This window comes from Butyrivibrio sp. AD3002 (genome assembly GCF_000420905.1).
Taxonomy (GTDB): domain Bacteria; phylum Bacillota; class Clostridia; order Lachnospirales; family Lachnospiraceae; genus Butyrivibrio.
Genome location: NZ_ATVV01000003.1, coordinates 179,149 through 194,574, shown reverse-complemented (window position 1 = coordinate 194,574; position 15,426 = coordinate 179,149). Strand labels below are relative to the sequence as shown.

At 42.6% G+C, this 15,426-nt stretch carries 13 protein-coding genes; 2 read left to right on the top strand and 11 right to left on the bottom strand.

Going from position 1 to position 15,426, the window contains the following annotated elements; translation table 11 throughout:
- Positions 1–186: 186 nt before the first annotated feature.
- The 3 genes from argS to G596_RS0104270 all read right to left on the bottom strand — a co-directional run bounded on the left by argS (position 187) and on the right by G596_RS0104270 (position 3,050).
- The gene (gene argS, locus G596_RS0104280; RefSeq protein WP_022760606.1) at positions 187–1,956 is read right to left on the bottom strand and encodes an arginine--tRNA ligase; all 1,770 of its coding nucleotides are present in this window, start codon (positions 1,954–1,956) and stop codon (positions 187–189) included.
- Positions 1,957–2,020: 64 nt separating this feature from the next.
- On the bottom strand, positions 2,021–2,347 hold the full coding sequence (locus G596_RS0104275; protein ID WP_022760605.1) for an MGMT family protein: 327 nt from the start codon (positions 2,345–2,347) through the stop codon (positions 2,021–2,023).
- Positions 2,328–3,050, bottom strand: coding sequence for an epoxyqueuosine reductase QueH (locus G596_RS0104270; protein ID WP_022760604.1), 723 nt, complete (start codon positions 3,048–3,050; stop codon positions 2,328–2,330). The genes G596_RS0104275 and G596_RS0104270 overlap by 20 nt, the downstream gene beginning before the upstream one ends.
- A 92-nt stretch (positions 3,051–3,142) precedes the next feature.
- Between G596_RS0104270 and G596_RS0104265 the strand changes: the two genes are divergently transcribed.
- Positions 3,143–3,610 (top strand): GNAT family N-acetyltransferase, encoded by a 468-nt coding sequence (locus tag G596_RS0104265; RefSeq protein ID WP_022760603.1) that lies wholly within the window; start codon positions 3,143–3,145, stop codon positions 3,608–3,610.
- Between the two features lie 70 nt (positions 3,611–3,680).
- On the opposite strand, the gene G596_RS25475 is transcribed toward G596_RS0104265, so the two are convergent.
- Both G596_RS25475 and G596_RS0104255 read right to left on the bottom strand, forming a co-directional pair.
- Positions 3,681–4,274 (bottom strand): NUDIX hydrolase, encoded by a 594-nt coding sequence (locus tag G596_RS25475; RefSeq protein ID WP_022760602.1) that lies wholly within the window; start codon positions 4,272–4,274, stop codon positions 3,681–3,683.
- 385 nt (positions 4,275–4,659) lie between these two features.
- Positions 4,660–5,784 carry an SLC13 family permease gene (locus G596_RS0104255; protein WP_022760601.1) on the bottom strand — a complete coding sequence of 375 codons (1,125 nt, stop codon included), beginning with the start codon at positions 5,782–5,784 and terminating at the stop codon, positions 4,660–4,662.
- A 177-nt stretch (positions 5,785–5,961) separates the two neighbouring features.
- Between G596_RS0104255 and G596_RS0104250 the strand changes: the two genes are divergently transcribed.
- Positions 5,962–6,525, top strand: a complete 564-nt coding sequence (locus tag G596_RS0104250; protein ID WP_022760600.1) for a TIGR01440 family protein — start codon at positions 5,962–5,964, stop codon at positions 6,523–6,525.
- Between the two features lie 124 nt (positions 6,526–6,649).
- Here the strand turns inward: G596_RS0104250 and G596_RS0104245 are convergent, their stop codons facing one another.
- The 6 genes from G596_RS0104245 to G596_RS0104220 form a co-directional block, all read right to left on the bottom strand.
- On the bottom strand, positions 6,650–7,555 hold the full coding sequence (locus G596_RS0104245; RefSeq protein WP_155829121.1) for a hypothetical protein: 906 nt from the start codon (positions 7,553–7,555) through the stop codon (positions 6,650–6,652).
- A complete protein-coding gene (locus G596_RS0104240; protein ID WP_242829164.1) occupies positions 7,548–8,258 on the bottom strand; it encodes an RNA polymerase sigma factor in 711 nt (236 codons plus the stop codon). The genes G596_RS0104245 and G596_RS0104240 overlap by 8 nt, the downstream gene beginning before the upstream one ends.
- Positions 8,259–8,523: 265 nt before the next feature.
- Positions 8,524–10,263 carry a vWA domain-containing protein gene (locus tag G596_RS0104235; RefSeq protein WP_022760597.1) on the bottom strand — a complete coding sequence of 580 codons (1,740 nt, stop codon included), beginning with the start codon at positions 10,261–10,263 and terminating at the stop codon, positions 8,524–8,526.
- Positions 10,264–10,467: 204 nt separating this feature from the next.
- Positions 10,468–11,901 carry an Ig-like domain-containing protein gene (locus G596_RS23470; RefSeq protein WP_022760595.1) on the bottom strand — a complete coding sequence of 478 codons (1,434 nt, stop codon included), beginning with the start codon at positions 11,899–11,901 and terminating at the stop codon, positions 10,468–10,470.
- Between the two features lie 112 nt (positions 11,902–12,013).
- Complete coding sequence (locus tag G596_RS0104225) at positions 12,014–14,110, bottom strand: leucine-rich repeat domain-containing protein (protein WP_022760594.1); 2,097 nt, start codon at positions 14,108–14,110, stop codon at positions 12,014–12,016.
- Positions 14,111–14,302: 192 nt separating this feature from the next.
- Positions 14,303–15,379: a hypothetical protein gene (locus G596_RS0104220; RefSeq protein ID WP_155829118.1), complete on the bottom strand. Its 1,077-nt coding sequence runs from the start codon at positions 15,377–15,379 to the stop codon at positions 14,303–14,305.
- Positions 15,380–15,426 lie beyond the last annotated feature (47 nt).

Below are 15,426 nucleotides of genomic sequence, written 5' to 3'. Positions count from 1 at the left end.
GCTGTATTAGTATAAGACATAAAAAAGCCGCCAAGCCTACGGATTATGAACCAAATGGTTCATAATTCGTACTTGACGACTTTAAGGTTCCATGAAGCTGCGAGTATATAAGGCTTTAAAACTCGCTCTGCGCAATTAAGTTTCCACTTAAAAAATGACCAATATTCATTTTTTAGTGTATAGGGTTTACATTCTATCCGGTGCACTAAAGCCAAGTAAATCGATTCCTGTCTCGAGCACTTTAAGTGTTACATTAAGGAGTGCGATGTATCCGCTCTTCTTCTCCTCATCGGGCTCAGTGAGGATCTTGGTTGAGTGGTAGAAGCTGTTAAGCGCATTTGACAGCTCGTAGATATATGCACAAACTCTGTTGGGCATGAGATCTCTTGCTGCGCTCTCCACTGCATCCGTAAATCTTGTGAGAAGAAGCATCAAGTTCTTTTCATCAGCGGACTCTGCATTTCTAAGGAGTGCTTCCCTAACATTACCGCCCTCGTTCTCATACTTTGAAAGGATAGACTTGATACGTACCATTGTGTAAAGGATGTACGGACCGGTGTCTCCCTCGAAGGATGTGAACTTGTCGATATCGAAAATGTAATCCTTTGAAGGCTGGTTTGAAAGATCTCCGTATTTGATGGCTGCAAGAGCTACCTTGTGAGCTGTATCTTTTGCCTCGGTGTCATCGATTTCCTGGTTGCCTTCCTTGATGCGGTTATACATCTGCTCATCGATTTCTGCGATAAGCTTCTCAAGACGCATAACTCCGCCCTCTCTTGTCTTGAAGGGCTTGCCGTCCTTGCCGTTCATGGTACCGAATCCTACAAAGTGAAGCTCTGTCTCGGGAAGAACAAGCTTAGTCTTTCTAGCGCAGCGGAAAACCTGTGTAAAGTAGAGTTCCTGGCGCTTATCTACCACGTAGATGAGGCCTTCTGGCTTGAACTCCTCCATGCGCTGCTGAATAGTAGCAAGGTCTGTTGTATTGTAAAGTGAAGCTCCGTCTGACTTAAGGATCATGCAGGGCGGAATCTCCTTGGTGTCTGTCTCCTCAGCAACATCAACAACGAGAGCTCCCTGGCTCTCATGAGCATAGCCGTGCTGCTTCATGTAATCAACCATTCCCGGGATTACTTCGTGAACGTCGGATTCACCTCTCCAGAGATCGAAATCCACGTTGAGGTTCTTGTAGTTTTTCTTAAGGTCATTTACAGATACATTCATGATATGGTGCCAAAGTGCACGATAACCCTTATCGCCGTCCTGAAGAAGCTTTGTTGCCTCCATTGCCTCAGCCTTGAAAGCTTCATCCTCCTTGGACTTAGCGCTGGCTGCGGGATAAATCTCCTCAAGCTCACCGATAGTGAAAGGCGCTTCCTTCGGGTACTGTCCGGTGTGGTTTTTATCAAAATAAGGAAGATCGGGCTGACGATGCTTAAGCTCTGTGATAATGAGGCCCATCTGAAGTCCCCAGTCACCGAGGTGAATGTCGCCTGTTACCTTGTAGCCTGCGTACTTGAGAATTCTCTTAAGGCTCTCACCGATAACTGCTGAGCGAAGGTGTCCTACATGGAGCGGCTTAGCAACATTCGGTCCGCCGTAGTCGATCATGAAATTAGGCGCATGAAGAGGAGTCTTGATTCCGAAATGATGCTCATGGAGCATTTTCACAATATATCCTCTTACGAAATCCTCGCTAACCTTGAGATTCAGGAATCCGGGCTTAACCGATTCTACAGATGAAAAGATCTCGCTTCCCTGAAGCTTTTCAGCAACCGCATCCGCAATCATGAAAGGTGCTTTGCCATATTTCTTGGCGCCTGCCATAGCTCCGTTGCACTGATATTCACAGAGGTCAGGTCTGTTGGAAAGAGTAACCTTTCCAAGCTCTGCATCAAAACCGGCTGCCTCAAACGCAGCGGAAACTTCTTTTGAAATTAACTCTAAGATTTTTTCCAAGATAATCTTCCTTCCTTATAACTAATATGAATAATAATGAATTCTAACACAAATATCTGAAATTTCAAATGTCAGGTGTGCCGGGCTTCCATATGAATCTGTCAATATCGACGTGAGTCTCATCCACAAATTCGATTCCGTCTGCCTCAAGCATTTTTATCTGAATGTTCTCTCCTCCGAATGCAAATGCCGATGACACCCTTCCCTCACGGTTCACGACGCGGTAGCACGGGATGTGCTCGGGATCGGGATTTACGTGAAGTGCATAGCCCACGACTCTGCTCCAGCGCTTGTTTCCTGCAAGCATCGCTATCTGTCCGTAGGTCGCAACCTTTCCCTTGGGAATTTGCCTCACAATATCATAGATTTTATCAAAGGTGTTTTCTCCCATTTTCACCCTGCTCCTGTCTCTCACGCTCCTGGCTTTCCCGCTCCAGCCTTGAAAACTCGCAGCCGCAGAAATCCTGCCTGTAGAGATCGAATTTATGCGACAGTTCTATAGAGCGTTTATAGCCGTCTTTTTTCTTAAAATCAGAAGGCAAAAACGAGACACCATATTTCTCCCCCATCTCATTTCCAATTCGGTTTAGTCTCGCTGCATCCTTTAAAGGCGAAATTGTGAGCGTTGTTGTGAAAAACTCGAAGCTATGCTCTTTTGCTATCCGAGCGGATTCCTCAAGACGAAGTTCAAAGCATCTGGTGCACCGCTCGCCCCCTTCAGTGCAATTCTCAAGCCCTTTCACAGCCTCAAGATAATCGCTTACGATATAGTCACCTTCGATGATTTCAATTTTCCTGGCCCCTTCATCGGAATTCATCCCTTCGAAATCGCCGGTTTCAACCTGTCTGTTATATTCGGCTATGAGGCGCTTTTCCTCCTCCACTCGCTTTCTGTACTCTGGTTCATTCATGATATTCGGATTGTAGAAAAACACGGTGATATCGAAGTACTGTCTAAGATACTCAAGACAGTAGGATGAACACGGAGCGCAGCAGGCATGAAGAAGAAGTCTTGGGAAACGTCCTTCCTTCTGGAACTGCTGTATTCTCTTTTCAAGTTCTTTTGCGTAATTTATGTTCACTATCTTTTCCATTTCAATTATACTGTTAATGTTTAAACTTCTATAACTATATCACAAAAGGTATTCGATGCTTCAAAATCGCGAGTACCTTGGGAGGAATGAAAATGAATTTCAGACGAGCACTTGATAAGGATATTCCACAGATTCACGAGCTTTTAAAACAGGTTAATCTTGTCCATCATTTGGGACGTCCCGATCTTTTTAAGAAAAATAATAAATATACCGACGATGAACTTAAAGTAATCCTGAAGGATGATTCAAGGCCTATTTTCGCTGCGGTAGATGACAATGATGTGATGCTGGGCTACGCCTTCTGTGTGCATCAGGAGCACCCGAACGACAATCTTCTTACAGACATCAAGACTCTTTACATCGATGATCTGTGCGTTGATGAAAACTGCCGCGGTCAGCATGTCGGAAGAAGTTTATACGACTATGTTCTTGGCTGGGCCAAGGATGCCGGCTACTACAATATCACCCTAAATGTCTGGAACTGCAATGAAAGTGCCATGAAGTTTTACGAGTCCATCGGCATGCAGCCCTATAAGGTTGGAATGGAGCAGATTCTGTAAATTATAACGAGTTCTTGTAGTATTGCTTAGATGTAAGCATATTGAACAAGACTGTTTCAGGCTGTTTTTTTCATATATTCAGCATCTGCCCATCCAGAACAGCCTCAACAAGCTCGTCACCTTCATAAGTGAGTTTTAATGAAAAGAACGGCTGCGCAGGGTCTTTGATCAGATCAAGGAAAATCAGATCACCCTTCCAGAGATCAAGCTTTACGAGTTCGTCCTTGGATATCCATTCAAGGACGCCTTCGTTGCAGTCTCCTGCATCGCCTTCAAAATCATCGGATGTGAAAAGGCACATGTAATCTGTAACATCGCCCTGACCCGAAATTGACATCTCTGGTAAAGCAGCATCCACATCAGCATTTTCTTTATAGCGTATGTCTCTTTCTGAACAGGAACTATTCTCTTCAGAGCAACCAGATTTCTGCTGTGTTTTTCGAGAATAGAACGTCACAATCCCCCTAAACTTCACAGAATTCAGCTTGATTCCTGTCTCCTCAAGCACTTCTCTTTTCACGCAGTCATCAGGACTCTCACCGTTTTCGCAGTGTCCGCCTGGCGCAATCCACTTACCTTCGTTTATGTCATTCTTTTTCTTTATACGGTGGAGCATGAGATATTTTCCATCTCTCTCCATGTAGCATAAGGTTGTAATTTCCATATTGCTATCCTTTATATATTGGCGCGATTTATTCTATCTATTACCAAGATATTCTTCTTTTTTATCTTTTCTTGGTATAACCAAGCTTAATAATTCCCAAGAACTTCGGCATTTTACTTTTTTCTTGGTAAATTCTAACTCATCCAATACCAAGATAATCTTTGTTTTCATATTTTATTGGCACAAAGCCAAGTAATCTATACCAAGAAAAATAGATTTTTGAAATTTTCTTGGTATAGACCATCTTAATCCATACCCAGAAAAATGAAAATTTGTGATTTTCTGGGCAAACACCTATCTAATTCATGCCCGAATAAACTTCTTTTTTCAGTTCTACGGGTAATCCTAAATTAAAAAATAATAATCATCCCGCAACACAGAAATATCAGGCAATCGCAAAGTGCATTCCAACAAATATCACAAGGAACGATACATTAACCGCAGTAAACACAAGCAGGTATTTTCCTCTGCTCTCCTTATAGTCATTGGAGAAAGCCTTGAAAGAAATAAGGCTCGCCATAGAGGCGATAAGGGTTCCGAGACCGCCAACATTTACGCCTGCAAGAAGCTCCTTGTAGTTTTCTGTAAAACCTGAAAGCATCAGCGTCGCAGGAACATTACTGATAAACTGGCTGGCCACCACTGAAGTGATAAACTCGCGTCCTTCCATCAGCTTTGTCAGATTCTCTTTGACGAAGTCCATGCGCCCCATGTTTCCGGTGAAAATGAAAAATCCAACAAAAGTCAAAAGTAGTATATAGTCAGCCCTTAATAGGATTTTTCCATCCATAACAGCAACTACAACAAGAACAGCTATCACCATTATAAACCACGGAATTATGCGAAGCACTGATAAAAGTGCAATCGCAAAAAGGAGGCAATAAACTACGATCTGTTTGGTGCTTCCAAAATGCCTTACTATATTATAATCCTTCTTTCTGCCTTCAAGAGTCTTGGATTTTCCGGGAAGAACGAGCATTGCTGCAAGTAAAAGAACTGCCGCCAAAACCGAATACGGCAACATGCAGAGCACAAACTCACCGATCCCCATTCCTGTAAGGCCGTACAGATAAAGGTTCTGCGGATTACCGATAGGAGTCAGCATACTTCCGAGATTCGCAGCAACAGTCTGAAGCACGATAACAGGAATCATCAGGTCTTCTCTCTTACAGCTACTAAGTGTCATAAGCGCGAAGGGCACAAAGGTAATCAGCGCCACATCGTTTGTTATAAACATGCTGCTTACAAAGCAAAGAAATACAAGGACTAATGCAAGCTGCCAGCTTTTCTTAACCTTTGAAAGAAGTACGTCTCCGATTTTTTCAAATATTGAATTCTCGCGAAGGCCCTGAATAATGATCATGAGTCCCCATAGTATTCCCAGTGACCTGAAATCAATGTATCCGGTATACTCAGAGTCGGGACGTACGATAAATGACGATAAAAAAGCCAGAATCCATGCTATTACAAGCACAGGATCTGACACGAGTTTTTTCAGCTTGTTTTTCATAATACTCCTCAAAAATACGTGTGGATCTGTTTTATTTCCACATAAGATTTTATACAGTAGGAGAATTATTGCAAGGGATATTTGGAGAATAATGATTTTTCCCAACGCCGGTTGCTACTTTATTTGGTACTGTTATAATGGAAGTTGGTAAAATTATTGAAAAAAGGCAGGTTCATTATGAATTTTGAAGAAATAACTGCGCAGAGCAGACAGGCAGTAACAGAAATACTTGAAGGGGCAAAGCTTCGTCCCGGTTCCATCTTTGTAATCGGGTGCTCATCCAGTGAGGTTCTTGGCGACCAGATCGGAACAGCCACTAATGTGGATGTTGCAAACGCTGTCTATGACGGCATTATCCCGGTTCTTAAGGAAAAAGGAATCCTGGCAGCTGCTCAGTGCTGCGAGCATCTTAACAGAGCTTTGGTAGTTGAAAGAGAAACCATGGAAAAATATGGCTTCGAGCAGGTGAATGCTATTCCTCAGCCCAACCACGCTGGCGGTGCGCTCGGCACTGTGTGCTATGAGAGGTTCGATGATCCTGTTCTTGTTGAGAGCATTCGCTGCAAAGCTGACGCCGGAATAGATATCGGCGGTACCATGATTGGTATGCATATGCACAGTGTTGTGGTTCCGATGCGTATATCACTAAGAAAAATCGGCGCTGCTCCTATAATCTGTGCAAGACACAGGCCTAAGTATGTTGGCGGACAAAGAGCTATATATGATGAGGAACTGATGTAAAAAAATCCCCTCATCCGTCTGCTTCGCAGACACCTTCCCCCGGAGGGGGAAGGCTTTTATCTATATACCTTCCCCGGAGGGGGAAGGCTTTTATCTATATACCTTCCCCAAAGGGAAGGCTTTTTTATTTACTTATGTATGTCTGAATCTCCTCTTCCGTCATGCCTTTATCAGAAACAAGGGAGTACATGATTCCATCTTTTTCCCAATAAGCAAATTTATAAGTTGTGTCGTCGCCGCAGGCGATAACTCTGTAACTGTCAAATTCCATAAGCTTTTTGTTTTCAAAAGAACTAACATCTAATTCCTCGGAACCGGTGAACAGTCCAATTTCAGATGCAAAATAGCTTATGCTGTTATTATCTGTTTTATAAAGGATCTCTCCGCCTTCATCATATTTAAAATATTGAACCTCTGTTGCTTCATTTTTCAGTGATTCAATGTCTGTAATATCAAATCCTAAAGCCTGTGAAAGCTCTGATGCAGATGAAAACTCATCTTTTGTCATTGCCGGGCTCTCAGCCTCCTCGGAAGCTGAATCCTCTTTAGCACTTCCTGTAAAATCTATAGCATTCTCAGATTCCGAACCCTTTGCACCCTCTGCTGCACTTATGGATGGCGTCATAACAGAATCTGCTGATTCAGGTAAAGCAGCATCTTCGGTTGCTTCTTCGGTAACCTCTGCATAGTCCATAGCTTCTGAAGTGGCTTCTTCCATTGTTTCCGCTGCAGAATCAGTTTCATATTCGGCAGGTGCTGTAGTAGCCGTCTCTGACTTTGAACCGCCAAGTCCAACTGTTCTGATAACTCCATAGGTTCCAAGAATCAGCAGAGCAAAGACCGCTGCCATAGAACCATATCTCTTTACAAATTTTATTACATTATTACCGGATTTCTTTTTTCTTGTGCTATCAAATTCGGTAATATTAGCATCCCCCACACGTAGTTTCTCATCTACATTCGAAAGGATTCTATCGCGCATTTCATTGGTAATTTTTACTGATTCCATAACTTCATTATATTTACTCAAAGTCATACGCCTCCTTTAGAATATTTTTTAGCTGTCCTCTTGCGCGATTTAAATCAGAGCGGACAGTCGACTCCTTTCGATTCAAGATCCCCGCTATATCTTTGGTTGAATATCCTTCCTGATAGAAAAGATGTACCACCTCTCTATATTTTTCAGGGAGCTGTTTTACTGCCTCCCATACAAATGCCAGGTCCTCCTTATTCTCTGCAACGAGTTCTTCTGAAAGCTCATCGGCTTTTCTCACATTCAGATAGTCGATCTTGTTTTTACTCAAGTTCGCTGCTACTGTAAGAAGCCATGCTTTCTCGTGCTTTTCATTTTCAAAATAAGGTGCCTTCCTGATGTACTGAATGAGCGTATCCTGGACGATGTCCTCCGCATCACTCATATTGTGAAGGTAAGAATAAGCTACTCGCAAAATATTGTTACCGTATTTTTCCAGAATTTCTCCTGCTCTTGCTGCTGCGGCATTCAGAGCATCCGCACTTGCGGTCTTCTCTTCATAAGACATACTTTGAGTCTCACCGCCAAAAGCATGATACCGGCTACCGTTAGTTTGCATTTTTACATCTGCTAAAATCGCACGGATAGCCCTTTCACTAAAATCTCTGTAATCGTTTTTTTCCTTTAAAAGGAATATCGTTTCAATAATAGTTTCTACATAATATTTCGCGATATTCCTATGCATTGAAATTGTTCTCATCGTTTCCCTAACCCGATGTCATTTTTCATACCGTATGATTTCCTCCCACGCGACATCGATTCCCTCTTTATGAGTTGTCTTTTGTCCCTCGGATTTCCCAAATGATTTTTATTCCTTTGTTTTCAAAAAGACAACTGTTTAAATTTCCAATGCATAGTATATCACGATAACGGTGCGTTTTTCCAGATTTTGCACCAGGAGCTGGTTAAGATTATCCCCTCATCCGCCCCTTCGGGGCACCTTCCCCCCAAGGGGAAGGCTGTAATCAACTTCTCTTCGCCATCATTCTTACGAGCTGGCCGAACTCATCTCTGTATTCATCCTTGGTCTCGATTGTTTTGTAATCGTCCATAATGCCTGTAAGTGTTGCTGTTCCCTTATATTCACTGTCTGAAAGGATCATAGCAAATTCTGCTACAAGTCCTGCGAACTTTAAGTTTTCACTTCCGTTTTCATAGAAGTCCTTGTCGCCCACAACTACTGAGAAGAGCTGTGATTTATCTGCCTCGGGCTCCTTGTAGCGAACGCTTACTGTTGCGTACTCATCACTGTAAGCACTGTCTGAATCCTTCTTACGGCTATCTTCTTTCTCATTATCAGAATCATTGTCCTGGTACTTAAGCTTGATCTCGCTCTTTGCACCTGCAGGAATGATCTCGTAAAGTGCTACTACGCTGTGTCCTGCGCCGATCTCGCCGCCGTCCTTGGTGTCATCGTTGAAATCTTCGTCGTTCATGAGTCTGTTTTCATAGCCGATAAGTCTGTAGGAATTAACTCTCTCGGGGTTGAACTCAACCTGGAGCTTAACGTCCTTGGCTACTGTCACAAGTGTTGATCCCATCTCATCGATGAGGACCTTCTTGCCCTCGAAGAGTGAATCGATGTATGAATAGTTACCGTTACCGCAGTCTGCAAGTCTCTCAAGGTTATCGTCCTTTAAGTTGCCGCTGCCAAAGCCGAGTACTGATAAAAAGATGCCCTTGTCTCTCTTCTGCTCAATGAGTTTCTCGAGATCGTCGGGATTTGAAACTCCTACGTTAAGGTCGCCATCGGTGCACATGATGATTCTGTTGATGCCGCCTTTAATAAAGTTATTTTCAGCAATTTTGTAAGCCTTCTGTATGCCGGCTTCACCGTTTGTGCAGCCGCTTGCCTGCATGCTGTCGATGGCATCTTTGATCTTTGATTTATTCTTCATGCTTGTTCCGGAAAGAAGTACCGCCTCCTGTCCTGAATAGGTAACTATTGAGACGCAGCCCTTGTCGGGAAGTGTATCCACAAGCTCTGTGAGTGATTTCTGCAAAAGAGGAAGCTTATCGGGTTCATCCATTGAGCCGGATACATCTACCAGGAATACCAAATTACTGTCGGGTGCCTCAGAAAGGTCGATGTCTCTTGTTTTCATACCAACAAACATGAGCTCGTGGTCCTCGTTCCAAGGGCACTTAGCGATTTCTGTCGTGATACCGAACTTCTCATCTCCCACAGGATTATTGAGGTCATAGGAAAAATAGTTGATGAACTCTTCCGGTCTGACTGCGCTGGGATTTATATCTGTCAGAGAATATCCATCCTCAATCATTCTTCTTACATTGGAGTAGGATGCTGTATCAACGTCTGCCGCAAAGGTTGAAAGCGGTTTTGCGGTTACAAGGTCATATCCATTCTCCTCAGGTTTTTCATAGGACTCTGTGTTGTACTCCTGAACGTAAGGATCGTAAATGTCGGTGCAATCCTCAGTTTCACACATCGCTGTTTCATATGAATTTTCAGCCCCTGCTGCACTCTTATCTGCTGTAGCTGCTGGTGCTTCGCAGGCCTCTTCCTCGTAATACTCAGCAGCCGGCTCCTCATCGTAATACGCTGTGTCTGCAGTCGCCTCTGTACTGTAGCTGTCTTGTACTGTGGTAGCTGTTTCGTGTGTGGTTCCGCCGCATCCGCATACAGAGCTTGCTGCGATTATGATGCTTAGAACAACTGATGCAACATTCATTTTTCTTCTCATAATTTTTCCCTCCGTTTTTAAAAATGTGTCAGATTTTTAAAAAATAACTTGTTTGTTGCCGTTCTACTCTATATACAGATGGGATTCAAAAAATGTTGCAGATATTTCAAAAATTTTTTTATTTTTTTCCACAGAAAAAGCCGCCACATTTCTGCAGCGACTTTTTCCTGAAACTATTGAGGTTTATAAAAAGAATGAAGAAACTCAGTAGATACTAGCGGTACTTAACAGTGAATTAAATCCGCTAGGCCACAGATACCACTGTCCATCGGAAGGATCGCGGTAAACCTGTACTGTCAGGTTGTTCTTAAGGCAAGGATGGTTATCTGTGTGGAACAAAATCTGTTCAATCGAAAGCTCTACGCCGTAAATTGTGCTCTTCTGAGGTGCATAGGGAGATTCTTCCATAACAACGGTAATTGGCTGATTGTGGTTGTAGTTGTAAGGCTTTGATCCCTCAAAGAATGCCCACGGAAGTTTTTCCTTCTTATTATCATAACCGAAATAATATGTAAGGTTTCCGGCACCACCAACAGATGCTCTGGAAATGTGAGGTGAAACCAAAAGTTCATTCATCATTGCCTGACCTTCTGCGTCTCTGCCCTCTGAATAAGCTGTCATAGCTGCAAGTGCGCATGCAACTGTGAGATACTTACCATCCTGTTTTCCATCAGCTTCGCTTCCCTTACCGTTACTGCGGTCAATCTTCTTCATGTGCTTTGCTCTCTGAGGAAGTCCGTTGAAGGTGATTGTAGTCTGGTTAATCTCCTCATATACCGGCTTTCCGTTTCTTGTAGCTTCTCTTGTAACAGTCTTGTATGAAATAGCGGGCTGTCTGATCACAACAGGATCAACGATTGTAAGATTGCAGGAAACAGAATACCCGGCTGCTGTTGCTGTGATAACTGCGCTTCCGTCATCAACGCTCTTCACAACGCCGCCTGAAACTGTTGCTACTGCTTCATTACTGCTGCTCCAGGTTACATTTGATGCTCCGCTTACAGTAAGTGTAAGTGTCTGCCCATAGTTAATTGTTGCAGAAGTCTGGCTTATTGTGAACTGAGGAACAGATACTGTGCAGGATACTGAAGTTTTTCCTGCCGAAGCTGTGATAACTGCGCTTCCTACGCCTACAGCTGTTACAAGGCCGTTATTTACTGATGCAACCTGATCGTTACTGCTGCTCCACTTTACATTTGCTGCATTACCTGCATTTAATTGTAATGACTCTCCAAGGAAAACCTGAGCCATTGTCTCATTTATATTCATATCAGGTACCGTAACCTTTACAGAATAATTACCTGAGCTGCATTTTCCTGTAATTGTTGCTGTGCCGGGTTTATTAGCTGTAAGCACGCCCTTCTTTGTTACAGATACAACTTTCTTGTTTGAGCTCTTAAAATTCTTTCCGCCCTTTACGGAGATTTTCTTAGTTGCTCCCGCTACAAGGGTTATTCCCTTTGCTTTCTTACTCTTAACCTTCTTTGCTTTTTTAGTCTTCTTTTTAGATTTCTTAGCTTTCTTCTTAGCCTCTGCGGTAATTGTTGCCTGAGGTCCGAAAACGCTTGCTGCCGGGCTTGCCGCCAGAATAAATGACAATAATATCGAGAATATAACTACTGAAATTCTTTTTTTCATCTAAATCCTCCTTATAGAACTTCTTATTTTGAGAGAAATTTCATTTTAATCCCCCTCATCCGTCTGCTTCGCAGCCACCTTCCCCCAAGGGGGAAGGCAGAAAATTTTTGTATTACTTTTTAATTTTCACTCCGGCATCTGTCTTCTTTTTAAGAAGCTTTGTGTAAGCCTTAAGTTTCTTCTTGGGTGTCTTGAATGTAGCGCCCTTCTTAATCTTCTTGAAGGCCTTAGCACCGATGCTCTTAACCTTGGTTCCCTTGAAGGTAACCTTCTTAAGATTTGAGCACTTGAAAAATGCCTTCTTACCGATCTTGGTGATATTTGCACCGATTGTAACCTTCTTAAGTTTCTTACAGCCCTCAAAAGCACTGTCGCCGATTTCAGTAACCTCGCCTTCAACTGCGAGACTTGTGATCTCAGTATTCTTGAATGCCGAAGGTCCGATCTTGTTTACGGGATAATCCTTATCTCCGATCTTTACAGTTCCGGGAACCGTGAAGTCTCCGCTTACATCCTTTGTGGATTCAAGTGATGCATTCTCTCCGTCAACCTTGTAATGAGCGCCATCAACATCAGCCTCTGTTACAGGTGCAGCATCCTCGACCTTCTTAGCCTCCTCTGTGGGCTTTCCTGCTTCGCCGGACTTGCCTTCTTCACCGGGCTTTGTTTCTTCGCCGGGTTCAATTATTGGCTTGCCATCCTTGTCGAGAGCAGGGATATCTTCGATGTCTATTGTCTGAGTCTTGAAAATTTTGTTTGTAAACTCTGCTGTATATGTAGTTGTTCCCTTCTTACCTATTGATGCCGGAGTTTTAACTTTTGATGAAACCAGTCCTTCTTCCTTTTCTACTTTTCCGCATTTATCTCTTTTACAGGTTCTTGACGCCGTACATGTCTTTCCATCTGCACTCCATTCATATACAGGATCCGCATAATCATGTCCAAGTCTCGGAATAGAATCTCTATTCCCTGTCCTTACATGTTCTCCGCATATAAGACAATCATGGTATTCATGTTTATTACCTGCTCTTTCACATGATGCAGGAGCGCTTACTCTCCAATACGGCTCACCAAAAACGTGCGCATCTGTATCAGGAACATTTACCTGACTTGGAAATGCAGCAAAATATGAGGAACCATTATCAGATCCATCCGGCTCACCTTCGATTGTGAAATAAACAAAATAGTCTTTTCCATAAGTTTTATTCTTCAGATCGAAGGGAAGCTCGTATGTAATTTCTCCTTTAGCATTTTCATATTTCCCTAAATTCACATATTCATAGAGTTTTGTATTGGACATATCAGCAAGATATTTATCACCTAGTATCTGCTTGTTAGTGATAATAAGAGACATTCTGCTATAGTTGTTGTATTTGTAGTTTGCATCAACTTCATATGAAAACTTGATCTTACCTTGGCATCTTCCAATAGTCTTAGTTGTTATTTTACGTTTATCAGAATCATATTTATCTAACAGAGTAAGCTTATACATACCATGTGTTGAATCCGCCTGCCCAACTTTTGTAGAGAACAGTATTTTGTTTAAAGGTATGTTCATTGACGGAGTAAAGCCAATTACCTGGGTATTTTTTTTATCACTATAGACACTACCATTTGTATTAACATAGTACCCATAATCAGTGCCATACGTATCTCTTAACCACCAGTCTCTCTTGATCCCGTTATAGCTTTTTATCATAGCTTGTGAATTATTACCATAAAATTCATTAATATCACTTTTACTAAGCAAACAATAATCCCAGCCGTGATATCCATCATCAATCTCCTGTATCACTCTGGATTCCAAAGGAGAAAAATGTGCTTGTTCTACGCTGGCAGTTCTAAAATAATAATTTACATCATAAGTTGACCTATGGCTGTTCTCCCATACCGGCATCTTACAGTCGATTAACAGACAAGGCGTGGACACTGTAAACCCACTCTGACATTTCGTTTTGCTGAGAACGTTGAATAAAAGTTCCTCTCGTCCATCTGCCATGCCATACGTAATAACATTAAAATGTCCAGGCTCGATATTAGTAATCGAATTAGCCCCCAAGCTTGTATTAGCCGTTGTTTTCACCACCGCAGCCTCAGCTTTAATGGCCTCTCCTCCTACAGCCGGCAACATTGTTACACTCAGGGCACACGCCAGCACTGCCCCCAGGACTTTTCGTCCCATTTGCTTCATTAGTTTCCTTCTCTTCATTCTTTATAACCCCCTTTGTTGCTGTGAAATTTGTTTTCACGTTTCCGCGAGATTATTGTAAATATTTTTTAAAAATTCCACTACCGCCATTTGGGGGTAATTTTGTCAAAAAATTAAAAAAGAGGTAACGCAGATTGATACGTTTCTGCATTACCTCAGTTTCCCATAATCAAATATCCGATTTTCTATTTCTTATTCAAGTACTCCCGACACGCCTGTCCATTCGTAGGTCGGATCAGCTTCTTTAACATATTCAAAGACCATCGCCATATTGGAATCATTTATTGTGATTATGCTTTTGCCGTCATAATCCGATTTAAAGTAGATCATCTTCTCCTGTCCTTGGTCAGTCGCAACATAGATGGTACCATCATCCCAGGAGAGATCGTAGTAGGTACCTATAAAGTTCGCATAGCCTTTTCCGTCAGGGCAAAGCATCATATCAAAAGCTACTCCTGCTTTCTTAAGCTGATCAGCGGTGTAGGTCTTGCTATCCTCCTGAAAAGCCATAATCTCATAATACCCTGTATCGTTATGTTTTGCTGAAGACATATCCGGCAAATAGGAGGAATCCAATTTAGTTGATTCGGAAGTTGCTTCATCAGCTGTGTTATCAAGATCAGAAATCGCATCATCAGCAGCGCTGTCCAACTCCGAAGTAGCCTCATCATAAGCGGAATCCAGCATCTCATCCGTGAGCTGATCTATGTTTTTGTCGTAATCACCATTATCGTAGGCCTGTTTTTCTTCGTCAGTCATGCGGACAAATATCATCTCGTCGCTCTCCTGAGCGATTGTAAGTTTACCGTCGGCAAAAGTATAGGGCACATCAGTATCGCTCACAGTATCATCATGCATGTGGAAATATTTCTCATCCCAGTCGAAATCCGTCATTTCACCCATCATGTTAATTTGGCCTGTTCCATCGGGATTAATGACAGCGAATATGCCGGATCCGATTGCAGCTAGTTGCTCAAGCTCAGCAGTTATATCCTCACCGTCCGTGGTCATGGATATTACCTTGTAGTAGCCGGCAAGAGTATTCTCATCCTGCTCGCTTTCCGAAGAAGCTGCTTCTTTATTATCAGTATTATCTGTAGTCTCGGTTGTTTCCGGTATCTTGTCAGAAGTTGCCTTCAGTTTTCCCTCAGGAATGCTCGTAGTCTCGCCGGTATTACCACTATCCGCGCCTTTCTTCGAGGAACCACATGCAACTATAGAAATTGACATAGTAAGAACTATTGCAACGGCCAGAATTTTTCTCTTCATATTGCCCCCTTCATATCTGAATTGAAAATTTATGTTGCCACCTATTA